Source organism: Nocardia beijingensis NBRC 16342, assembly GCF_001612785.1.
GTDB lineage: Bacteria > Actinomycetota > Actinomycetes > Mycobacteriales > Mycobacteriaceae > Nocardia > Nocardia beijingensis.
In genome coordinates, this window is sequence record NZ_BDBC01000039.1 from 21,015 (window position 1) to 43,523 (window position 22,509).

The window sequence follows — 22,509 nt, forward strand, 5'->3', positions numbered from 1 at the left end:
GGGTCACATGCCATCGATCGTGTGCGACGCAGAGTGCCGTCGCGCATGGCATACGGTGCAAGGTTGCACGAAATGCTCTGCACAGCACGGAAATTCGTGTCAGCGAACAGAGCGCAGGTAGACGAGTCGAGAGCGCCCCGGGGAACCCCGTACCCGCACTCGATGCAGACTCGCGCGCAATGCGTTCGCTGGCCGAACGCCGCGACGCTCGCCGGTCGGAAGTCCCACCGGCGAGCGCCCACCGATCACCGCCCCGGGAAGTGCGCTTCCCGGTACGCGCCGAACCGGGCGTCCACCTGCTCGGCGCTCAACCCGAAATCGCCGAGGGTGTAGCGGTGCGCCGGACGCGCGGCGCCCGAGGTGCTCTCCGCGTGCAAGGCGGTCATCGCCGCCTCCGCCTCGTCGGTCAGCGGCAGCCCGAAGTGCCGGTAGATCGACGTGACCGTGCCGATCGGATCGGCGACGAACTCGTCGTAGTCGACGTCGCAGAACTGCGCCGCGTCGTGGCGTTCGCGGTCGGCGAGGAACCGCTCCGCGCCGCGCGCCCACAGATCCAATTGGGTCGCGCCGACCACCGGGCCGCGGAACTTCTCCGACCAGCCCGCCGACGCCTGCTCGTTCAAGCTGCACACCGACGCGATGATGGTGCGCGGATCGCGGTGCATCTGGATGACCAGCGCGTCCGGATATACCTCGAAGATCGCGTCCAGCGCGAACAGGTGGCTGGGGTTCTTCAGCACCCATCGCTTGCCCGCGTCCGGCAGCCCGATCAGCTGGAGGTTGCGGCGGTGCCTGCGGTAGGCGGGTGTCCAGTCCTGGTCGCGCAGCCACTCGGAATAGGTGGGCAGGTAGGCCAGGCATTCGTAGGACACCGACATGGCCGATTGGCGCAGCAACTGCCAGCATTCCTCGACCTGATCGGCCGAGATGTGGTGCACGCCCATGAACTCCGGGTGCTCGACGTGATGCTTGTCGTAGGCGGCGGCCAGACGCTGGTAGACCGGGTTGCTCGCCCAGGTCTCGCGCGGCGGGCGCGGTTGCGGCATCTCGGTCAGCCACATCTCGAGCCCTTGGTGCGCCGGGTCGGCGTTGAGCAGGCGGTGCACGGCCGTCGTGCCCGAGCGCGGCAGGCCGGTCACGAAGATCGGGCGCTCGATCGCCACGTCGGCGTGTTCCGGATGCTGTCGCCAGGCCGCCTCGCTGAGCAGCCGCGCGATCAGCGCGCCGCGCAGGAAGGCGCGGTTGACCTTGTTGCCGAACGGCGTCAGTTCGGCGTCCTTCGCATAGGACTCGAGCAGCACCTCGAGGCCATCGCGGTAGTCGTCGGCGCCGAAGTCGTCCAGCCCGACGACCTTGGTCGCCGAGGCGTGCAGATCGTCGATGGTGCCGACGTCGTCCCTACCGATCACGGTCATCTCCTAGTGGTGGAATTCGCCTGCGTTGACGTCCAGGCACGCGCCGGTGATGGCGCGCGCCATGGCGGACGCGAAGAACACGACCGCGTCGGCGATCTCGTCGGGTTCGGGCAGTTTGCGCAGGTCGGTGGTCTTGGCGGTCTCGGCGTAGACCTCATCCGGGGTGATCCCCCGCTGCTGCGCGAGGTAGTTGAAGTACCACTTCAGGTTGTCGGCCCAGATATAGCCGGGCGCGACGGAATTGACCCGGATGCCCTTCGGCCCGAGTTCGGTGGCCAGGCTCTGCGCCAGCGCGAGCAGGCTGGCCTTGGCCATCTTGTACGGCCCGAAAGTGCGCCGCGAGTGGTGCAGCACCGCCGAGTTGATCATCACCACCGAGCCCTTGGTCTCGGCGAGGGCGGGCACGAACAGCCTGGTCAGCCGCAGCGCGGCCAGCACGTTCGTCTCGAAGCCCGCGCGCACCTGGTCCAGGTCGACATCGGCGAGGTCGACGATGGGCGGGATCGCGAAGGCGTTGTTCACCAGCGTGTCCACCTTGCCGAACGCGCTGTGCGCGGCCTCGACCAGGTTGGCCGCCGCCGCCTCGTCGTTGATGTCGGTCGGAACGACCACCGCGCGCCTGCCCAGTTCGGCGATCTCCTTCGCCACCTCGGTCAGCCGCGATTCGGTGCGGGAGGCGAGCACCACGTCCGCGCCGGCCTTCGCGCTCTGCACGGCGATCGCGCGCCCCAGTCCCGGCCCGACGCCGGAGACGACGACCACTTTGTCCTGCAACAACATCAGCCGAGCATCCTCTCCGCTACGGCGACCTGACGGGCCGCGATCCGGTCGCGCCACTGCTGCGGAGTGACCCGCGCCTGCTCGTGGAACGGCAGGCGATTCGGCAGGTCCGCGACGGAGACGATCTCCACGGTCGGCCCGTCGTCGGGTTTCATCTCCCGCGACAGCCGCTGCCAGCGGAACTGGAGATAGCCCCGCGAGTGCCCGGTGCGCTCGATCCAGTTGGCCAGGCCGGGGTCGCGCTCGCTGACCACCAGCCGGATCTTCCCGTCCGGGTCCACGTGCGCCTGGTCGGCGGTGAGGCTGGTCTGGTGGTTGATGTAGTCCAGCGACAGGTACCACATGCTGCCGAGCTGGAAGCCCTGGTAGGGCGCGTCCGATTTGGGCACCGTGATGATCATGGCCTGGTCGTCGTCCAGGTCGTAGTGACCCACCGAGGAGAACTGCGTGCTCAGCCCGCCGGGGGTCGGCCTCGGCTCGGTCAGCGTGTTCACCGGCAGGTTCAGATAGAACCACTCCGGGAAGGCCAGGAAGGTCTTCAACCGCGACACCAGCATCTTGCCCGCCACGCCGTACCGCTTGGCCAGCAGGTCCTTGGTCGGCGGCGGCGGCGCCTCGCCGATCCGGTCGGCGCGCTGGATGCGGATGGTGCCCGCCTTCTCCGTCGCCCAATCGCTGTGCACCTCGCGGACCACGAGCATCGCCGCGTCGGCGCCGAGGTGGATGTAGCCGGGACGCGCTTCGCCCGGCCCGAAGCGGATCTCATAGGTCCCGTCCGGACGGATGTCGAGCTCCCGATCGTCGAAGGCGGTCAGGCTGTCGGGCACGTCGACGGGCGAATAGTTGCCGTTGAGCACCTGGAAGCTCAGGTCGCGGGTGGTGCCGCGGGTGCCGGTCACCACGTATTCGGCGTCCGGGCGCAGGTAGGAGTGGTAGTAGAGGGTGTCGGGGTTGTCCAGCCCCATCTTGGTGTACGGGCCGGTGGACATGACGAAGAACGGGAAGTCCAGCTCGTAGGCCCAGGCCATCTGCAATGACGCGCGGATGCTGCCCGCCAGATAGTCGTAACCCTCGACGAGGTCCTGTTCGGTGCGGATGTGCGCGGCTCCGGTGATGATCTGCTCGGCGGCGGCGATGGCGTCCGCGAACGGCTGTGTCAGCAAGAGGCTCTCTCCGGTGTTCCAAATATGTACCGCTCTGGTACATTTCGATAGGAGAAAGATTAGAACGTGTTCTAGGAGTGGTCAATGGTCGGCCGTCGGTCCGCGCCCACCGCACGGGTGGTGCAGGTCCTGGATTTCTTCGTCGAACAGCGCGGGAAGCGCTTCGGGCTCTCCGAACTGGCCCGCGAGCTCGACCTGGCGAAACCGACCTGCCTGGGCATCCTCACCGAGCTGACGGCGGGCGGCTATCTGGTACGCGACGCCGACGCCCGCACCTACGGGCTCGGACCAGCGCTGATCGCGGCGGGGCGGGTGGCGCAGGACAGCTTCGCCATCTCCGCGCTAGCACGCGTCGAGCTGGAGAAACTCTCCGCGCGCTACCACACCACCTGCACCGCGTCGGCGGTCGTCGGCGAGCAGATCATGGTGCTGGAGAGCACCGGCCCCGGCCTGGTCAAGGTGGGCGCGGCCTACCATTTCGCGCCGCCGGTCGGCCTGATGTACGTGCTCTGGGACACCGACGCGGCGTTCGACGCCTGGCTGGCCAAGCCGCCCGCGGTGCCGTTGCGGCAGGACGAGGCGCGCCTGCGCCAAGTCGTCGCGGAATGCCGTGAGCGGGGATTCCTGGTCGAGAGCATGACCACCGCCGGACGGCGCCTTTACTCGCTGCTGGCCGGGGTCGCTGATCGCGATCTACCTCCCGAGCTGCGGGAACTGGTCGGCGAACTGGTGACCAGCCTCGGCGAGCGGGTGTATCTGGGCGCGGATCTGCGGCCGCGCAAGGAACACGCGGTGAGCCTGCTCGCCGCACCGACCTTCGACGGCGACGGCAGGCAGAACATGGTGCTCACGATGTACGTCGGCCGCTCGATCACCGGAGCGGAGATCACCCGCCGCGGCGCGGCGCTGATGGCCGCCGCCGACGCGGTGACGGCGAACTCGGGCGGACGCAAGCCATTGACCGAAGACCGAAACGTGTTCTAGTTTTGCGGTGTGAGCCAGTACGCGAAGTCGACGGCGAGCACCTACGAGCTGCCCCATCTGGACGCGCTCGAGGCCGAGTCGGCGCACATATTCCGTGAAGTGGCAGCGACATTCGAGCGCCCGGTGTTGCTGTTCTCCGGCGGCAAGGATTCGGTGGTGATGCTGCACCTGGCGGCCAAGGCCTTCTGGCCCGCGCCGCTGCCGTTCCCGGTGCTGCACATCGACACCGGGCACAATTTCGACGAGGTGATCGCCTACCGCGACGAGACGGTGGCGCGGCTGGGCCTGCGCCTGGTGGTCGGGCGGGTGCAGGACGACATCGATGCGGGACGGGTGGTCGAGGAGACCGGGCCGCGCGCTTCGCGCAACCGATTGCAGACGACGACGCTGCTGCGCTCGATCCAGGAGGGCTCGTTCGACGCGGTCTTCGGCGGCGCGCGCCGCGACGAGGAGAAGGCGCGCGCCAAGGAGCGGGTGTTCAGCTTCCGCGACGAGTACGGCCAGTGGGACCCGCGCAGGCAGCGCCCCGAACTGTGGAACCTCTACAACGGCAGGCACCGGGCCGGCGAGCACATCCGCGTGTTCCCGCTGTCGAACTGGACCGAGCTCGACATCTGGAGCTACATCGCCGCCGAAGGCATCGAGCTGCCCGCGCTGTACTACGCGCACCGCAGGCCGGTTGTGCAGCGCGACGGAATGCTGTTGGCACACACACGTTTTCTCCAGCTGCTCGACGGCGAGGAACCGTACGAGGCGACCGTACGGTTCCGCACCGTCGGCGACGCGACCTGCACCGGCTGCGTCGAGTCCACCGCGGCCACGCCCGCGGAGGTGGTCGCCGAGGTCGCCGCCGCGCGGGTGACCGAGCGCGGCGCCACCCGCGCCGACGACCGCATCTCCGAGGCGGGGATGGAAGACCGCAAACGCGAAGGCTACTTCTGATGACGACCACACTGTTGCGCCTGGCCACCGCGGGCAGCGTCGACGACGGCAAATCGACGCTGATCGGCAGGCTGCTGTTCGACTCCAAGACGCTGTTCACCGATCAGCTCGCCGCCGTGGAGCGCACCAGCCGCGACCGCGGCGACGACTACCCCAACCTCGCGCTGCTCACCGACGGCCTGCGCGCCGAACGCGAGCAAGGCATCACCATCGACGTGGCCCATCGCTATTTCGCCACGCCCAGAAGGAAATTCATCATCGCCGACACCCCGGGGCACGTCCAGTACACCCGCAACATGGTGACCGGCGCGTCCACCGCAGACCTGGCGCTGATCCTGGTGGACGCCCGCAAGGGCGTGGTCGAGCAGACCCGCAGGCACGCGTTCCTGGCCAGCTTGCTCGGCATCCCGCACCTGGTGTTGTGCGTGAACAAGATGGACCTGGTGGACTGGTCGCAGGACCGTTTCGAGGAGATCCGCGAGGAGTTCGCGCGCTTCGCCTCCAAACTCGACGTCTCCGATCTGACCTTCGTGCCCGTGTCGGCGCTGCACGGCGACAACATCGTGCACCGGGGCGCGAGCATGCCGTGGTACGAGGGCACTCCCCTGCTGCATCACCTCGAAGAGGTGCACATCGCCTCCGACCGCAACCTGATCGACTCCCGCTTCCCGGTGCAGTACGTCACCCGCAGTCACGCCCATGACTTCCGCGGCTACGCGGGCACGGTGGCGGGCGGGGTGTTCAAACCGGGCGACGAAGTGGCGGTGCTGCCGTCGGGTTTCACCACGACGGTGGAGGCGATCTGGGGGCCGGGTGGCGAACCCGTCGCCGAAGCCTTCCCGCCGCAAGCGGTCACCATCCAGCTCGCCGACGAGCTGGACATCTCCCGCGGCGACCTGATCTGCCGCCCGAACAACCGGCCGAACACGGGACGCGACCTGGACGCGATGGTGTGCTGGTTCGCCGAGAACACCCAGCTAACGCCTGGCGCGACCTACACCATCCGGCACACCACCCGCGCGGCCACCGCCGAGGTGCGCTCCCTGGACTACCGGCTGGACGTCAACACCCTGCACCGCGACGAGCATGCGGGAGCGTTGTCGCTCAACGAGATCGGCCGCGTCCAGCTGCGCACCCGCCAGCCCTTGCTGTTCGACCCCTACCGGCGCAACCGCGCCACCGGCAGCTTCATCCTGGTAGACGACGCCACGAACAACACCGTCGCCGCGGGCATGATCACCGGCCCTAGCCTGCCTTCGTCCCGGGTGGTCTGGCACTCCACCGCCGTCGAGCGCGACGAGCGCGCCACCCGCGGCCTGACGGTCTGGCTCACCGGCTTGTCGGGTTCCGGAAAATCCACGGTCGCCGTGGAACTGGAACGCCGACTGGTGGCGGCGGGCCGCCCCGCGTTCCTCCTCGACGGCGACAACCTGCGCCACGGCCTGAATTCCGATCTCGGATTCAGCGCGGCCGATCGGGAGGAGAACGTGCGGCGCGTCGGCGAAGTGGCAAAATTGTTCGCCGAAGCCGGTGTGGTGGCCGTCGTTTCGCTGATCAGCCCCTACCGCGCCGACCGCGACCGCGCCCGCGCCACCCACGAAGCGGCGGGCATCCCCTTCCTGGAGGTTTTCGTGGACACGCCACTATCGGTGTGCGAGGCCCGCGACCCGAAAGGCATGTACGCCAAGGCCCGCGCGGGCGAGATCCGCGGTTTCACCGGCATCGACGACCCCTATGAAGCGCCGACCGAAGCCGAGATCGTGCTGCGGCCCGACCACGGGGATCCGGCGGCGATGGCGGCGACGATCCTCGCGCGGTTGAGCCGGCTGGATTGATCCGGTGCGGGTGAGCCCGCGGCCGGTTTCGCCTCAGCGGTCAGACGGCGTCGCGTTTCGCGGTTCATCAGGGTCGGCATACGCCGCGTCGAGTAGATCACTCGGCGCCCGGAATGTATTCGCGCTGTCAATCAGATTTCGCAAGGTCGCCGAGCGAATCCCATAGCGGTCGATCGATGTTCGCACCTCGTCGGAGTGCGGTCCCTCCCACCACGGCTCCGGCTTGATCAGCACGGGTTGGGTGCCGGATGCCAACAGCACCGCTCGGCCCGGCGGTAGGGACCGAAGTTCCGAAACCCCCAGGGTGTGGGTCGACGAGATCGACGTCGAATAGCCTATGCCGCGAGCCGACAGCGTGACCGACCGTGACGCGACATCGTGACTGCCGATTCCGTCCACCCGTTCGCGCAGGAAAGGAACATCGTCCACACCGCCGCCCAACGTTTTGATCGTCGCGCCCGACCACAGCTCGTTCATGCCGTCGTGTCCCCAGCACCGGACTCCTTGAGCCCAAGACTGCAGCATCGTCATCACGATGACACCACGCGAACCGTAATAGCTGTACCGCTGCGGGAAGTCTCTCCACCGCAGCACATTCGCGGCATCGTCCAGAACAGCCAGTAACGGAACCTGGGACCCGGTCCGCCGTGCAGCGACGTCCAGTACCGCTTCGATGAACGCGCCGACCAATGGCGGAGCCGAATTTCGCCCTTCCTCGGCCAGGACATACAAGGTGCCGTTCTCGGCGATGAACTCGACCTCGTCGAATCGCTTCCTGCCGGAACCGGAGGTGATCCACGGATGAAGGGCCGGGAACCGAAGGTGTCGAGCCATCTTCTTGGCAGTGCCGAAGATGCCATTCGTCTGACGTGTATCCATGTTGTAGACCGCCGTGAGGCCCGATGCGGCGAAATAACGCTGATTCCGACGCAGCAACTCGGCCGGCTCGGTGTCTTGGGGAAACGTCACCCATTCCCACACCTGGGTGATCGGACGATGGTCCACCGAGGCGGCGAGGAAAAGCGCGGCCAACAGTTCCTCGCCCTCGATCTCGAAGTAGTCGCGGCTGTCGGTGCGTCGATCCGCCTCGGCGAAGTGACGGGCCAGACGCGCGGCCCGGACGTCGTCGCCGCCGACCCATGCGATCGGGTCCCAGAACCAGTCCGGCGCCTCGCTCACCACCCCATCCGGATCGAACACCCAGGTCGGCCTTCCCTCCTTCTCCCGCAGGAGCCGGGTCGAGTCGACGATGTCGCGCTTGCTCGACGTGGCGAGCACGGGGCCGACCGCGTCCAAGATCGCGGGTATGGCCCGGCACGTGGACTTCCCCTGCCGCGGGCCCCAGATATCCAGATGGAGACTTTCATACGATCCGTACAACCGCTGTCCACCCTCGACAGCGCTACCGATGAAAACTCCGGGCGAGTCGTCCGGCCTTAGCCGCATGCCCAGCGCGTCTGCCTTCTGCCGGGCCCCGGCTGCCGTGAGGGATCCGAGCGCCCTCCCGGTCGCCATGAGGCGGGCCTTCTCATCGACGGCCTGCCGCGCACGCCCCCTGGCCTTCCGGATCGATCTCAGCGCCAATCCGGCGAGGACGACGATCACGACCTGAACGATCACCGTCGCTGTGGCGTTCTCCGGCCACTGCAGCTTTCCTCGGACGAGATCGGCGATCACAGTGATGGGATCGACGGGTATGTCTTGCCGGGTCGCCGACCTAGCGTTGCCGACGTGCATCGCGATGACAACGATTCCTGCCCCGAGGAGAACCAGGACGAGCACGCGGGAGATGAGTGTCACCTCGAAATCTTGCTTCCTCGTCACTTTTGTCATTGCCACCCCTCCACGAAGTTGGATGTCAGAGCTGCAGTTCTGCGGGCGAGACTTGCGGGCGTTGTGGTCTCGCTTCCGGTCGGTAGACGGCTCGCGCTATCGGGCGGCGAGTTTCCTTGTAGCAGTCGAGCGCGGCGGCGATGGAGCCGGCGTCGCGGACAGCCTTGGCCAGGACGATCGCGTCCTCGATGGCGGAGGTCGCGCCGCGTCCCGCTGCGGGTGAAACGGCATGGGCGGCATCGCCTATCAGGACGGTATGCGCGTTGTGCCAGATGCCCTCGGGCTCGAGTTCGTACAGTGCGATCGGCGCGCTCACCTCGGAGTGCTCCAGCACCTGCGCCACCTGCGTCGTCCGCAGGGGCTCGAAAAATGTATCCGGATCGACCGGTGCGGACGCGGACGCGACGTTGCGCCTACTGAACCAGAACGATCCATGGCACCGACTTTCGCCAGGGCCGGTGCCGCGCAAGCTCCCCCGATACCACAGCCGATGACCTCGGCCCGAAGCACCGGATCACGCCTTCGCGGTGGTTCGAGCCGATCGGCCGCACATCCTGATCATGTCTTTCCCCCAGATCGACCACCACGGTGGCAACAGTTCTATGGTCTGCATCGAACGTATCAGCCTGCGATGGTTGTGCGTCGAGGATCGGTCCTATCGCACGGTCACGGTCCGCCCCCACAGATCAGAGCGTGGTATCAGCCCTTCCGCGACCGAGCGGCATAGTTCCCACTTGCCCGTCTTGTTCAGCCGCGACGCGACCGCTCCCGGCCGAGGAAGTGAGTTCCGCGGAGTCGTCGGCCCGCGACTCGCGCAGCGCGGCGCGGATCGTGTCGCGTAGCCAGCGCTGCGCCGGATCGGCGTCGAGCCGGGCGTGCCAGAGCAGTCGCACTTCGACTTCGGGCAGGTCCGCGGCGAGGGGGAACCACCGAATGCCGAGGGTGGGGCCGTACTGTTCGGCGAGGCGCTGCGGGACAAGGCCGACGTAGCGGCTCGTGGCGACCAGTAGCGCCGCGACCGCGAAGGACGGGACGACGGCCGCGACGTGGCGTTGCAGCCCGACGGCGTCGAGTGCGTCGTCGAGCGGTCCGCGCGCCCGGCCGCGACGGGAGGCCGAAACGTGCGGATGGCGGCACAGTTGCCGCAGGGTCGGGCGGCGGCGCCTGCCCAGCGGGCTGTCGGCTCGGACGATGCCGACCATTCGTTCCCGATACAGCACGGCTGTCCGGATGTCGGGAGCCGCGACGTCTCCGACGCCGATATCGAGATCGACCGAGCCGTCGCGGAGGGCCTCGGCGCTTTCGGTGCCTTCGGTCACGAAGCGCAGCACCACGCCGGGAGCGGCGGCGGCCGTGGCTTCGACCGCAGCCGTCGCCAGTGTCGCCGCGACACCGTCGTTGATGCGGATCGTGAAGGTGCGCTTCAGCTCACCGATCGTGACCTCGCGGTCGGCACTGATCAGTGCGGATGCCTCGTCGAGCAGTGACCGCACTCGCGGAGCGGTGCGCAGCGCGAACGGTGTGGGAGCCATTCCGCGACCGGCCCGTACCAAGATCGGGTCGTTCATCGCCCGGCGCAAGCGGCCCAGCGCCCGGCTGGTCGCCGGGATGGACAGGTGCAGGCGGTCGGAAGCCGCCGTGACGCTGCCTTCTTGGAGCAGCGCGTCGAACACGCGCAGCAGGTTCAGATCGAGCTGCTCTGGCATAGTTGCATGGTACGCAAGAGATATTTGTCAAAGTTGCGTGGCATGCAGACACGCGAGGTCCATACCGTCGTCGACATGCCGTTCAATGTCTTGATCCGGGATCGTGCGCCGTCACCGGACCCGAAGTCCCATCCCGTCACGCGGCGTGGCCTGCTCGCGGTGATGTGCGCCTGCGTGGTGCTCGTCGTCGGGATGGTCGCCGCTATCAATCTCGCCGTCCCGATGCTCGCCGCGAGCACGCTCCACCCCACAGCCTCGGCGCTGGTCTGGATCGTCGACACCTACGTGATCGTCTTCGCGTGTCTGGTGATCCCAGGCGGCGCCGCCGGGGATCGTCTCGGGCGTAAGGGAGTGCTGCTCGTCGGGCTGGTGCTGTTCGCGGCGGGCGTACTGATCTCCGCGCTCGCACCGAATGTAGCCCTGCTGCTGGCGGGCCGTGCGATCACCGGAGTCGGCGCCGCCGCCGTGCTGCCCAACACCCTTTCGGTCCTGCTGCACGCCGTCCCCGCCGCACGCAAGGGCGCGACCATCGCCACCTGGGCCTCGATGACGGGCATCGGCGGAGTCGTCGGCAACGTCGGCGGCGGGTCGATCCTGTCGGGCGGATCGTGGCGGTGGTTGTTCGCCGCCGTCGTGCCGATCTGCCTGGTTCTCGCCGCGCTGGTGGGACGCGTCGCGCCGGTGTCGCCGCGCCATGATCGCCGCCTCGACCCGATCGGCACGGTGTTGCTCGTCGGTGCGTCGGTCGCGCTGCTGCTCGGCATCGTTCAAGGGCCGGAGGCGGGGTGGGACAGTGTGGTGGTCGTGTCCGGGTTCGCCTGCGCCACTGTGCTGTTCGCTGTGTGGACGGTCGTGGAACTGAAGGTCGAGCACCCACTGCTGGATCCCCGGTTGTTCCGGGTACCCGGCCTGCGCAGTGCCTGCCTCGGTATGACGGCGGTCTTCTTCGGCATGTTCGCGCTGTTCTATGTGAACGCGTCGTTCTTGCAGTACGGCAAAGGGTTCGGCGTGCTGCGCACCGGGCTGGGCATCGTGCCGCTGACCGTCCCGATCATCCTCGGCGCACGACACGCCGGACGCGTCTCGGGACGCATCGGCCTCGACGCGACCATCGCACTGGCCTTCGCGTTCGTCGGCTGCGGACTGCTCGGACTGTCCACCAGCGGCACGCAGACCTCCTACGTCGCCTACGCGGCATGGCTCGTGGTCACCGGAATCGGTGTGGCACTGGCACTCCCGACGTTGTCCGGCGCCATCGCCGGTGCGCTGCCGCCGGAGCAGGCCGGCGTCGGAGCGGGACTGCAAGCCACCACCAGGGAATTCGGCAGCGCCTTGGGCGTCGCCGTCATCGGCACGGTGCTCACCGCACGGTTCGCCGCCGCCCTGCCGCCGGACATCCGCGCCGGCCATTCGCCGCACACCGTGGCCGAAGCCCTCGCCTCGACTGCCCCCGATCGCGCCACCGAAGTGATAACGGCGTTCGTCTCGGGCGCGGACGCCGGACTCCGCGCGATCGGCGTGACCGTGCTCGTCCTCGGCGGGCTGGTGGTGCTGCAGTCTGCGCTGTCCCGGCGGAGGGGGCCCGTCGCCGGTTGATCAGCGGACGATATCGACATATCGGGTGCGGTAGTCCGACAACCATCGAACAGCTTTCCCCAAATAGCCGCCATCAGCTCGATATGCGGGCCGATTCAGCGCTTTGCCCAGTGCGCTGCGCAACCACCGGTCGCCGTGTCAGCACCGGCAGCCGACCAGCGGATACCTCTGCAGGGGTTACGGGCGTCCGCCTACAGCATCACTCGATAGCCGAATCAGCTTGTGGCCGGGTTGATGACGTGAGCGAGGTTGTCCAGCAGCTGATTCCAGCCGAAGCGGATGCCGGCCATGGCCGGTTCCGAGCCCGGGGTCGGGTCGGACACGTCGATCTGTAGGTCGACGCGGGTGCCGCCGGTGACGCTGGTCAACTCGAGGAGATGGTCGGCCCGGAACAACGGGGTCCCGTTGCCGTCCAGCGGTGACAACTCGAACCGGAGCCGTTCGGGCGGAACGACTTCGAGGTAGCGCCCGGCGCTGGAATACAGCGCACCGTCGCCCTCGCGGAGCACGATCGACAGGGCGCCCCCGACGACCGGCCGCAGGACGCAGTCGGCGACCTCGAAATGCGCTGGGTGCCACCACCGGCGCGCCAGATCGGGCGAGGTCCACCACTCCCACACGGTCGCCGGCGGCGCCGACAGCGTCCGATGGAATTCGTGGGCCGACAACGGCTCGGCGGCGATTGCCACCCGGTAATCCGCGAGCACCGACTCCGAGGGATGGTCGGCCTCGAATCCCGCCAGCCACTGTCGCAGCTCGCGCAGCGGACCCCGGCGCAGGGCGTAGATGCGGCGCTGCCCGAGCGGTTCCATTACCACCAGGCCCGCGCGCTGGAGCGCCTGGAGATGTTTGGTCGTCTGCGGTTGTCTCAGGCCGAGTGCGGTAGCGATCTCGCCGACCGGACGGGGCGCGGCGTTCAGCAACTCCACGATCCGCATGCGGTTCGGTTCGGCCAGAGCGGCGAATAGTGCGGGGTCCATTGACCAAGCATGCCTCCTCAGATATATTCCTTTCAAGGAATACTTCTGAATCAGGAGCACGACATGTCCGAGCAGATCCGCATCGAACGCGACTACCCCGCCACCGCCCAGGCGATCTGGGAACTGTGGACCACCCCGTCGGGCATCGAGAAGTGGTGGGCGCCCGACGGTTTCACCGTCCGCGTCGATCAGCTCGACCTGCGCCCTGGCGGCGAACTGGTCTACACGATGACCGCGACCGCCCCCGAGCAGATCGAATTCATGCGATCCGCGGGCATGCCACTGTCGACCGAGTCCCGCAAGACGTTCACCGAGATCGACGGCCCCGACCGGCTCGCCTACACCTCCCTGGCCGACTTCATCCCCGGCGTCGAGCCGTACGAATTCCTCACCACCGTCGAGCTCGAGCCGACCGACGCGGGCGTCCGCGTGGTCATGACCGTCGACGCCATGCACGACGACGTCTGGACTCAGCGCCTCACCCAGGGACGGGAGAACGAGCTCGCCAACCTTGCCGCCATCGTCTCCGGCGGCTAGTTGCGGACTGGACAACCGAACCGGGACCAGCAACGCGGGCAGCTTCGACGCGGCCTTCAACGCACCACGTCGACTGATCAGTGGGCTCACAAGAACGTATCGGGCGCGGGCGGTGTGATGGGCTCGGACTGACGTCTACCACCGTCGCCTCGAGCCATACCGCAGTCCAGCCCTGCCTCGGGCAGCATGAGGTCAATGGTGGTCTGGTCGGCGCGGATACTTGGAAGGGCGCATCCGGCCCGTGAGCCGTAGAGCCTCGACCGCCGCGCATTTCCACGAGCATTCGTTGGCATCGCATTCCAAATGCACCTGCATGAGCGCGTGCGCATCGCCGGGAGCGAATTCCGGGCCGTCTCTCGGCTCTACCGCAGGCCAGCCCAATGGCGGCCAGCCCAGCAGGCACAGTTGCTCATGGCCCACGCGTTCGGCGATGTGATAGACGCTCGGACCACGCAACGGCTTCCGCCACCATCGGCTCGCCGCCAAGAAGACCGTCAGCAGCACCGTGACCGCAGCCGCCCCCACCATCAGGGCTACGCCGAACTCGGACCAGCCGGACATCAAACGCCCACCCCGCTCCCCGACGATCCGAACGGCGGCCACCGGTGCCCGCGCTCCCACATTTGTTCGGGCGCAACGACAATCAGCGCCACCTGCTCCGTGAGGCCGCGCCTGGCAGTCCAGATGTGCTCCCGAGTCGGAGCGATGACGGCCGAAGCGCCTACCCGGCGGATCGCCTGTACGAGCAGCAGCGTCGGCATCAGCGCATCGCGATCCACGACCAGCACTTCCGGCTCAGGATAGCCCTTTCGTTCGGCTAGCGCCCGAATCGCGCGCTCCTCCTCGACGTGGTCCTTGCCGGACTGATCCAGCCGGATATAGCCCAGCGCGATTTCCACCATGTCCACCCCTTATCCGTCGATGTGGTGTGGCACCCGGCGCCGGGGATCCCTTGGCCCCTGGGAACGCGATCAGAGCTGAGACAAGGGATGTGCTCACCCGGCGCCGAGGCCGGAACAAACTGTGACCGACGAACAAGACAGCGAATCGGCAAAAGATTTGTCACCCTGGGGATAAGGAAGTCTGTGGAATGGAATCCGTGATGACGATGACCCAGGAGTCCGGTGTCGGCGACAAAGTACGTGTCGCAAGGAAGCTAGCGGGATGTAGCCAGGAGAGACTCGCGCGGGAAGCGAACTTCTCGGCGAGCCTGGTCCGCAAGGTCGAACGCGGCCGCGCGCCCGCGTCTCCGGCTTTCGTCGCGGCCTGCGCCCGCGCGCTGCGGGTGAACCTCGCCGACCTCCTAGAGCAGCCCTACCCACGCCAGACTCGCGACGAACAGCAAGTGCATGCCGGGGTACCCGAGATCCGCCGTGAACTGGCCGCTTACAAGATCGAGCCGGACGGCGCGATGAACGCACGGCCCGAACGCGAACTCGCCGCTGACGTCGCGAGGGCGTCCGCGATGCGTCACTCGGTCAACCTCGGCGATCTCGGCACGCTCCTACCCGGCCTGCTCGCGGACCTCCGCGTCGCATGGCACAACGCGAGCGGAGCGAAGCGCGAGCGCCTCTTCGGGCTCCTCGCCGAAGTGTTCGCCGCGACCGGGCAACTCGTGTACAAACTCGGCTACATCGACCTTTCCTCGCTGTGCGTCGAGCGGTACGAATGGGCAGCCGCGCAATCCGGTGATCAACTGGCCGTCCTCGCGGGCGATTATCAGCGTGCGGGCGAGCTGATCTGCACGGCCGAATGGTCGACCGCCCTGCGCTTTCTCGAATCCAGCCGCACCACCATCGAATCCGAGATCAGCGGCAACGATCCGACTGTCCTCAGCATGTGGGGCAATCTGCACCTGAAATCCGGTCTCGCCGCGGCTCGCGCGGGGCGGCGCGATGTAGCCGACGAACACCTCGCCGAAGCGCGAGAAACTGCCCGCCGCCTCGGTGGCGACCGGGACGACTACCGGCTCTGCTTCGGCGTCACGAATGTCGGCATCTGGTCGGTCGGGCTGGCCGTCGAGATGATGGATGGCACCGAGGCGGTGAAACGCGCCGAGCACGTGCGTCTCCCGGCCACGACGCCCCGGGAGCGCGCGGGCCACCATTACATCGACCTGGCCCGCGGATTCCTGCTCCACGGCGATCGGACGAAAGCCCTTACCTCCTTGCGCAAAGCCAAGGAGATCGCGCCGACGCAGACCCGCTACCACCCCATGGTTCACGAGACCATCCGCGTCCTCGCACGTGACGACGCACGCAGCAACGAGAGTGTGCGGGGTTTCGCCGCTTGGTGCGGGATCGATCGCGGCTGACGTATTCGCGTTTGAGGCCACCACGTTCCGCATCTGTCTGGCCCGTGCGCACGAGCTGCGTCCGACGAGTTGCCACGATGAGCAGCGACCGTGGAATCGAAAGGTAGGCAACGACCCGCCGCCTACCCCTCGCCATACCGAATCAGCCGAGCGACCGGAAGAACTCGCGGATGTCGCCGATCAGCAGCTCCGGCACCTCGAGTGCGGGGAAATGCCCGCCGGAGTAGAACTCCGACCAGTGGGTGATGTTGTGGGTGCGTTCGGCGAAGCGGCGGATGGCGTAGTCGCCGTCCTTGAAGACCGCGACGCCGGTGGGCACGGTGCCCTTCGGTTTCGGGGCGAACATGGTGGCGTCGTGGAAGCGTTCGTAGTACAGGTTCGCGACGCTGCGGGCGGTGTCGGTGAGCCAGTAGATGCTCACGGTGGTGAGCAGGCGGTCGATGTCGACGGCTTGTTCGGGCAGGTCGTTGGCGCTGTCGGTCCACTCGCGGTATTTCTCGACGATCCAGCCGAGCAGCCCGGCCGGGGAGTCGGCGAGCAACTGGGCGATGGTGTCGGGGCGGGAACCTTGCAGGTTCATGTAGGCCGAGCCGTCGTCCTGGAATTTCTTCATCGCGGCGAGCCGCGCCTTTTCCGCGTCGGTGAGTGCGGCCAGATCGGCGGGGTCGCCGGTCGGGAAGGTGACCAGTGCGTTGACGTGCACGCCGAGCACGTGGTCGGTGTCGATCCGCGCCAGGGCCGGAGCGATGAACGCGCCGTGGTCGCCTCCCTGCACACCGTAGCGGTCGTAGCCGAGGCGAGCCATGAGTCCGGCGAGCGCCGCCGCGATCCGGCCGTCGTTCCAGCCCGTCTCGGTGAGCGGGCCGGAGAAACCGTGGCCGGGCAGCGACGGAATGACCAGGTGGAACGCGGGCGCGTCCGAGTCCGGGTCGGTGAGCGGGCCGATCACGTCGCGGAAGTCGGCCACCGAACTGGGCCAGCCGTGCAGCAACAGCAACGGTGTTGCGTCCTCCCGCGCCGAGCGCACGTGCAGGAAATGCACGTTCTGGCCGTCGATGGTGGTGGTGAACTGCGGGTAGGCGTTAAGCTCCGCCTCGGCCGCACGCCAGTCGAATTTCTCGGCCCAGTACCCGGCCAGCTCCTTCAGGTACCCCGTTGGCACACCGCGCTCCCAGTCGGCGCCGGGCAGCTCATCGATCCAACGGGTGCGTGCCAGCCGCAGCCGAAGCTCGTCCAGGTCGGCCTGCGGAATGTCGATACGGAAGGGGCGGATCTCGGTGTTCGTCATGCCATTGATACTTCGCGTAACGAGGTGGCCGCCGAATCACGAGAAATCACTATTTCCGCACTCGCCCAGCCCACCGACGAGTAACGCCGAACCCGGGCCGTACCACTATCGGCCACGAACCCGGCGGCGCGCTGGTCGCGCCGAGGCCGCCCCCGTCTCGAGTTCGCGAGTGGCACACCACTGCGGCATCGGCCGAGAAGCCCTCGCGATGGTGTGCCACTCGCGAACTGGCGTCGAGCGCGCGGTGCGGGCATGATCGCGCCGTGGTCAGCCTTCCGGTGTGCGGCGCGTTTGTGGGGCGGGCCGCTGAGCTCGCGGCGTTGCAGGATGCCTATCGGGACCCGGCGGTGCATACCGTGCTGGTCGGGGGTGAGGCGGGTCTCGGCAAGTCGCGGTTGGTCGCGGAGTTCCGGACGCGGCTCGGGACTCGTACGGTAGTGGCGTACGGAAGGTGCCCGGAATTCGGCGCGAAAGGGGTGCCGTTCACGCCGTTCGTCGCGGTCATGCGCACACTGCTGCGTGACCAGGGCGTGGAGGCGCTCGCGACGCTGCTCCCAGTGCGACCGGCGCTGGCGCGCTGGCTTCCGGAACTGGCGGCGCGGTCGGGCGCGGCGGAGGCCGACACCGACAGGATCCGGTTGTTCGGCGAGATCCTCACCGTGCTGGAACAGTTCTCGATGACCAAACCGCTGGTGGTGGTGCTGGAAGACTTGCACTGGGCCGACGACGCCAGCCTGGAATTGCTCGCCTTCCTGGTGGCCAACATCGCCGAAGGCGATCTGTTCTTGGTCGGCACCCACCGGCCTGCCGATTCCGAGCCGTTACGCAAGCTGATCGCGAGCCTGCGCCGGGACCCGAGTGTCCGCCTGCTGCATCCAGCACCGCTGACCAGGCACGAGGTCGGCAGGCAATTGGCCGCGCTGCGCGGCAGGGAGCCCGAGCCAGGGACCATCGGGCGGATCTTCGAACGCAGCAGGGGAATTCCGCTGTACGTCGAGGCACTCGATCCCGCACCGGAGGACACGCCCGCCGAGCTGTCGGAGCTGTTGCTCGATCACCTGTCCGACCTGCCCGATCAGGCCGCGTCGGTGCTGCGGCTCGCGGCGGTGGCCGGGTCACCGGTCCGGCACACCCTGCTGGCGGCCGCCTCCGACCTCCCCGAGGGCGCGCTCGCCACAGCACTGCGTCAGCTGGTCGACCAGCGGCTCCTGGTTTCCACCGACACCGGCTACCAGTTCCGGCACGTTCTCATCCGCGACGCCGTCTACGAACACCTCCTACCGGCGGAGCGAAAAGCGCTGCACAGCAGACTTTCCCAAGCCTTGGCTACCCGGCGAAGGAAGCCGGGCGCGGACCGATGCCCGGCCGCCGAACTGGCCTACCACGCGTATGCCGCCGGAGAGCTGCCGCTGGCATTCGAAGCCGCGTGGGACGCCGCGGCGGAGGCGGAGAGGGTGAGCGCGCATCGCGATCAGGTGCGCCACCTGGACCGGGTGCTCGATTTGTGGGATCGCGTACCGGATGCGGCGCGACGGGTGGACGCCGATCGGCTCGACGTCTTGGCAGCGCTCGTGGCCGCGTGTCATCGCGGCGGCGTCGTCGAGCGCGGGATCGCAGCGGCCGACGAGGCGCTGGCCGCCATCGATGCGGGGACCGACCCGGAGCGTGCCGCGCGCCTGCATTACTACCGCGCCGGACTGCGCAATCAGAGCAGCGGCGGCGGCGAAGACGACCTGCTCGCGGCGCTGACCTATCTTCCTTCGGACCGGCCGACCCTGCTGCGCGGTGAAATCCTCGCCGAACTCGCCGCGGTGCGGGTGTTCAGCGGCGCGACGGCGGCCGAGAACGACGCCCGCGCCGCCGTCGAAGTGGCCGAACAGTTACGTGGTGAACCGACCGTCGACGACACCTCGCCGGTCATGGCATCGGCGCTCCGCTCGCCGGGCGCGGTCGCAACGGACCCGGGCAGGGGCGTCGAAGGGGAGGACACGGACGCCGCGAGGCACCGGCGGCGTTCGAGCGACCCGCGCGAAGACCGGAGCGCCGCGTCGCTGGCCGCGCGTGCCCACGCCTATCTCGGGCTGGCCACCGCGAACCGTCCCGACGCCGCCATGACCCATTTCGAGCGGGCGCATGCCGCCGCTGAGGCCGCGGGAGATCCGGGCACCTTGCTGACCGTGGTGCTGTGGGAGACGGCGCTGCTGGTCTCGGCAGGCGCCGACGAAGCGGCCATCACGGCGATCCAGCAGGGGCTGCGCGCCGCGCACGAGAGTTACCGATTCGCCGAGGCCGCGCCGATCCTGCTGGTCAAGTGGGCGCAGGCGCTCACAGCGCTGGGCCGCTGGAACGAGGCGTTGGATCTGATCGACGAATCGCTCACCGAGCAGTTGCCCCCGTTGAGCACCGCCGCGCTGCTGCTGTGTCACGCGCGGATCATGCTGGCGCGTGGGGACGGCCAGGCCGCGGCGGCGAGCGCGGCGACCGCGCAACCCTTGCTCGGGAATCGGCGCTGGGCCAGGCAATATCAGATCCAGCTGCACACCGTGCAGACCGAGATAGCGCACGCGGCGGGCAATCCGCAGCGCGCCGCCGAGATCGGCGCCGCGACGCTGACCGCGGACGATCTGGTCGCGCACCCCCACGAGGCATGGGCACTGGCCGAGGCCATCGCCCGGACCCGCTGCGCGCCAATGGTTCTCGACTCCGCTGTCGTCAGGCTGCCGGTGACCACCGCGGTCGACGCCGCGTACCGGAATTCCTGCCACGCGGTGCGCAGCGGCCGTCCCGCCGACTGGGCCGCGGCGGCTTCCTCTTGGCGAGCCCTGGGTCGGCCGTACGAGCTGGCGCGCGGCCTGCTCGAATCCGGGCGCGCGGAATTGGCCGCGGGTGATCGCGCGGCGGCACGCGACGCACTGCGGGCGGCCCTCGGGCTGGCGGACGAGTTGGCGGCGGCGCCACTCGCCGAGCAAGCCAGACAGCTGGCCCACCGCGCCGGGATCGACCTGGCCGAAGCCGGGAACCGGCCCGCGCCTGCCCGGTCAGCGAGCGCCTCGGGCCTGACCCCGCGCGAACTCGACGTGCTGCGCCTGGTGGCCACGGGCGCGAGCAACCGGCAGATCGCGGCCGAGTTGTTCATCAGCGCCAACACCGCGGGTGTGCACGTCTCGCGGATCCTCACCAAGCTCGGAGCGTCCAGCAGAACCGAGGCGGCCGCGATCGCGCGAGAACGCGGATTGCTCGGCTCCGGATGACGACCACCGCGATGCCCACACCCGCCCACCGACCCGTAAGATACAGTACGTCGAACATGTCTCGAAAGGACTGGCTGATGCGGTCGACCTTGCTGTCCCGGCGCGATCTCGAGTTCCTGCTCTACGAATGGCTGGACGTGGAGGCGCTCACCAAACGCGAGCGGTACGCCGAGCACTCGCGGGAGACCTTCGACGCCGTGCTCGAGCTCAGCGAGCAGCTGGCCACCAAGTACTTCGCGCCGCACAACAAGCTCAACGACGCCAACGAACCCACCTTCGACGGCGAGCGCGTGACCATCATCCCGGAGGTCGGCCAGGCGCTGGCAGCCTTCGCCAAGGCCGGATTGCCCTCGGCCGCGATGGATTACGAACTCGGCGGCGCCCAGCTGCCCGCGTCCGTCGCGCAGGCGAGCTACGCCTGGTTCCAGGCGGCCAACCCGGGCACCGCGGGCTACCCGTTCCTCACCGTGGCCAACGCCAATCTCCTCATCGCCCACGGCCCCGAACACGTCGAGAAGTTCGTCGAGCCCATGCTCGCGGGCCGCTTCTTCGGCACCATGTGCCTGTCGGAGCCGCAGGCCGGTTCCTCGCTCGCCGACATCGTCACCCGGGCCGAGCCGCAGGACGACGGCACGTATCGCCTGTTCGGCACCAAGATGTGGATCTCCGGCGGCGATCACGAACTCGGCGAGAACATCGTGCATCTGGTGCTGGCCAAGATCCCGGGCGGCCCCGCGGGCACCAAGGGCATCTCACTGTTCGTGGTGCCCCGGTTCCTGGTCGGCGACGACGGCGCGATCGGGGAGCGCAACGATGTCGCGCTGGCCGGGCTCAATCACAAGATGGGTTACCGCGGCACGGTCAACACCGTGCTGAATTTCGGCGAGGGCCGCTGGACGCCGGGTGGCGCGCCCGGCGCGGTCGGCTACCTGGTCGGCGAGGCGCATCGCGGACTGACCTACATGTTCCACATGATGAACGAGGCGCGCATCGGCGTCGGCTTGGTCGCCACCGCCCTCGGCTACACCGGATATCTGGAGTCGCTCGACTACGCCCGCACGCGCACCCAGGGCCGGGCCAAGCTCCCCGCCGACCCGTCCGCGCCGCAGCGCCCGATCATCGAGCACGCCGACGTCAAACGGATGCTGCTGGCCCAGAAGTCCTACGTCGAAGGCGCGCTGGCGCTGGTGCTCTACTGCGCGCGGTTGGTCGACGAGCAGCGCACCGCCGAATCCGACGACGACCGCCGCGCGGTCACCCTGCTGCTCGACATCCTGACCCCGATCGCCAAGAGCTGGCCCTCGCAGTGGTGCCTCGAGGCCAACAGCCTCGCCATCCAGGTGCTCGGCGGCTACGGGTACACCCGCGAGTACAACGTCGAGCAGCACTACCGGGACAATCGGCTCAACCCGATCCACGAGGGCACGCACGGCATCCAGGGCCTGGATCTGCTGGGACGCAAGGTGACCCAGCAGGGCGGCGCCAGCCTGCTCGCCCTCGGGTCCCGGGTGGACGCGACCATCGCGTCCGCGCGCGCCGCGGGCGGCGAGGCGGCCGAACTCGCCACGCGGCTGGACGCGGTGTGGCGGCGGCTGGTCGAGGTGACCGCGGGGCTGTTCGCCTCCGGCGACATCGAAGCCGCGCTGGCCAACAGCTCGGTGTACCTGGAAGCGTTCGGGCACACCGTGCTGGCCTGGATCTGGCTGGAACAGTTCCTCGCCGCCGCGGATCGGCCCGGCGATTTCTATGATGGCAAGCGGCACGCGGCCCGGTTCTTCTATCGTTTCGAATTGCCCAAGACCGCACCGGCGTTGGATCTGCTCGCCAGCCTGGACACCACCACCTTGCAGATGCGCGACGCCTGGTTCTGACGACGCCGCGTTTC

The 22,509-nt window shown here is 68.3% G+C and carries 18 protein-coding genes; 8 read left to right on the forward strand and 10 right to left on the reverse strand.

The features are described from left to right. Nucleotides 1-245: 245 nt before the first annotated feature. Genes NB3_RS21910 through NB3_RS21920 form a run of 3 tightly spaced genes read right to left on the reverse strand, consistent with a single transcriptional unit; the run spans nt 246 to nt 3,358 of the window. Nucleotides 246-1,409 (reverse strand): sulfotransferase family protein, encoded by a 1,164-nt coding sequence (locus NB3_RS21910; RefSeq protein ID WP_244892023.1) that lies wholly within the window; start codon nt 1,407-1,409, stop codon nt 246-248. Between the two features lie 9 nt (nt 1,410-1,418). After that, nucleotides 1,419-2,195, reverse strand: a complete 777-nt coding sequence (locus NB3_RS21915) for an SDR family oxidoreductase (protein WP_067806593.1) — start codon at nt 2,193-2,195, stop codon at nt 1,419-1,421. After that, nucleotides 2,195-3,358 (reverse strand): hypothetical protein, encoded by a 1,164-nt coding sequence (locus tag NB3_RS21920; RefSeq protein ID WP_067806597.1) that lies wholly within the window; start codon nt 3,356-3,358, stop codon nt 2,195-2,197. Before NB3_RS21920 ends, NB3_RS21915 begins: the two co-directional genes overlap by 1 nt. 84 nt (nt 3,359-3,442) lie before the next feature. Here NB3_RS21920 and NB3_RS21925 point away from each other — a divergent pair, with 84 nt between their 5' ends. Genes NB3_RS21925 through cysC form a run of 3 tightly spaced genes read left to right on the forward strand, consistent with a single transcriptional unit; the run spans nt 3,443 to nt 7,119 of the window. After that, complete coding sequence (locus NB3_RS21925) at nt 3,443-4,342, forward strand: helix-turn-helix domain-containing protein (protein WP_067806601.1); 900 nt, start codon at nt 3,443-3,445, stop codon at nt 4,340-4,342. Nucleotides 4,343-4,351: 9 nt separating this feature from the next. After that, on the forward strand, nt 4,352-5,284 hold the full coding sequence (gene cysD, locus NB3_RS21930) for a sulfate adenylyltransferase subunit CysD (protein WP_067806604.1): 933 nt from the start codon (nt 4,352-4,354) through the stop codon (nt 5,282-5,284). Beyond that, the gene (gene cysC, locus NB3_RS21935) at nt 5,284-7,119 is read left to right on the forward strand and encodes an adenylyl-sulfate kinase (protein WP_067806607.1); all 1,836 of its coding nucleotides are present in this window, start codon (nt 5,284-5,286) and stop codon (nt 7,117-7,119) included. Before cysD ends, cysC begins: the two co-directional genes overlap by 1 nt. A gap of 33 nt (nt 7,120-7,152) precedes the next feature. On the opposite strand, the gene NB3_RS21940 is transcribed toward cysC, so the two are convergent. The 3 genes from NB3_RS21940 to NB3_RS21950 all read right to left on the reverse strand — a co-directional run bounded on the left by NB3_RS21940 (nt 7,153) and on the right by NB3_RS21950 (nt 10,658). Then, on the reverse strand, nt 7,153-8,952 hold the full coding sequence (locus NB3_RS21940) for a type IV secretory system conjugative DNA transfer family protein (RefSeq protein WP_084823559.1): 1,800 nt from the start codon (nt 8,950-8,952) through the stop codon (nt 7,153-7,155). A gap of 25 nt (nt 8,953-8,977) precedes the next feature. Further along, the gene (locus NB3_RS21945; protein WP_067806613.1) at nt 8,978-9,295 is read right to left on the reverse strand and encodes an FAD-dependent monooxygenase; all 318 of its coding nucleotides are present in this window, start codon (nt 9,293-9,295) and stop codon (nt 8,978-8,980) included. Between the two features lie 343 nt (nt 9,296-9,638). Continuing rightward, nucleotides 9,639-10,658: a LysR family transcriptional regulator gene (locus tag NB3_RS21950; RefSeq protein WP_084823561.1), complete on the reverse strand. Its 1,020-nt coding sequence runs from the start codon at nt 10,656-10,658 to the stop codon at nt 9,639-9,641. Nucleotides 10,659-10,733: 75 nt separating this feature from the next. Between NB3_RS21950 and NB3_RS21955 the strand changes: the two genes are divergently transcribed. Beyond that, nucleotides 10,734-12,254 (forward strand): MFS transporter, encoded by a 1,521-nt coding sequence (locus NB3_RS21955; protein ID WP_067806743.1) that lies wholly within the window; start codon nt 10,734-10,736, stop codon nt 12,252-12,254. Between the two features lie 215 nt (nt 12,255-12,469). Here NB3_RS21955 and NB3_RS21960 read toward each other — a convergent pair whose 3' ends face one another. Beyond that, entirely contained in the window at nt 12,470-13,234 is a 765-nt protein-coding gene (locus tag NB3_RS21960) for a metalloregulator ArsR/SmtB family transcription factor (protein WP_067806616.1), read from the reverse strand. Nucleotides 13,235-13,297: 63 nt separating this feature from the next. On the opposite strand from NB3_RS21960, the gene NB3_RS21965 reads away from it, so the two are divergent. After that, the gene (locus tag NB3_RS21965; protein ID WP_067806619.1) at nt 13,298-13,771 is read left to right on the forward strand and encodes an SRPBCC family protein; all 474 of its coding nucleotides are present in this window, start codon (nt 13,298-13,300) and stop codon (nt 13,769-13,771) included. 192 nt (nt 13,772-13,963) lie between these two features. On the opposite strand, the gene NB3_RS21970 is transcribed toward NB3_RS21965, so the two are convergent. Both NB3_RS21970 and NB3_RS21975 read right to left on the reverse strand, forming a co-directional pair. Further along, nucleotides 13,964-14,332: a hypothetical protein gene (locus NB3_RS21970; protein WP_067806623.1), complete on the reverse strand. Its 369-nt coding sequence runs from the start codon at nt 14,330-14,332 to the stop codon at nt 13,964-13,966. Further along, nucleotides 14,332-14,673, reverse strand: coding sequence for a hypothetical protein (locus NB3_RS21975; RefSeq protein ID WP_157111940.1), 342 nt, complete (start codon nt 14,671-14,673; stop codon nt 14,332-14,334). The genes NB3_RS21970 and NB3_RS21975 overlap by 1 nt, the downstream gene beginning before the upstream one ends. Before the next feature lie 200 nt (nt 14,674-14,873). On the opposite strand from NB3_RS21975, the gene NB3_RS21980 reads away from it, so the two are divergent. Beyond that, complete coding sequence (locus NB3_RS21980; RefSeq protein ID WP_218020616.1) at nt 14,874-16,085, forward strand: helix-turn-helix domain-containing protein; 1,212 nt, start codon at nt 14,874-14,876, stop codon at nt 16,083-16,085. A 142-nt stretch (nt 16,086-16,227) separates the two neighbouring features. Here NB3_RS21980 and NB3_RS21985 read toward each other — a convergent pair whose 3' ends face one another. After that, entirely contained in the window at nt 16,228-17,373 is a 1,146-nt protein-coding gene (locus NB3_RS21985) for an epoxide hydrolase family protein (protein ID WP_067806629.1), read from the reverse strand. A gap of 263 nt (nt 17,374-17,636) precedes the next feature. Between NB3_RS21985 and NB3_RS21990 the strand changes: the two genes are divergently transcribed. Next, nucleotides 17,637-20,624 (forward strand): helix-turn-helix transcriptional regulator, encoded by a 2,988-nt coding sequence (locus NB3_RS21990; protein WP_067806631.1) that lies wholly within the window; start codon nt 17,637-17,639, stop codon nt 20,622-20,624. Nucleotides 20,625-20,701: 77 nt separating this feature from the next. Beyond that, entirely contained in the window at nt 20,702-22,495 is a 1,794-nt protein-coding gene (locus NB3_RS21995) for an acyl-CoA dehydrogenase (protein ID WP_067806634.1), read from the forward strand. The last annotated feature ends 14 nt before the right edge of the window (nt 22,496-22,509 follow it).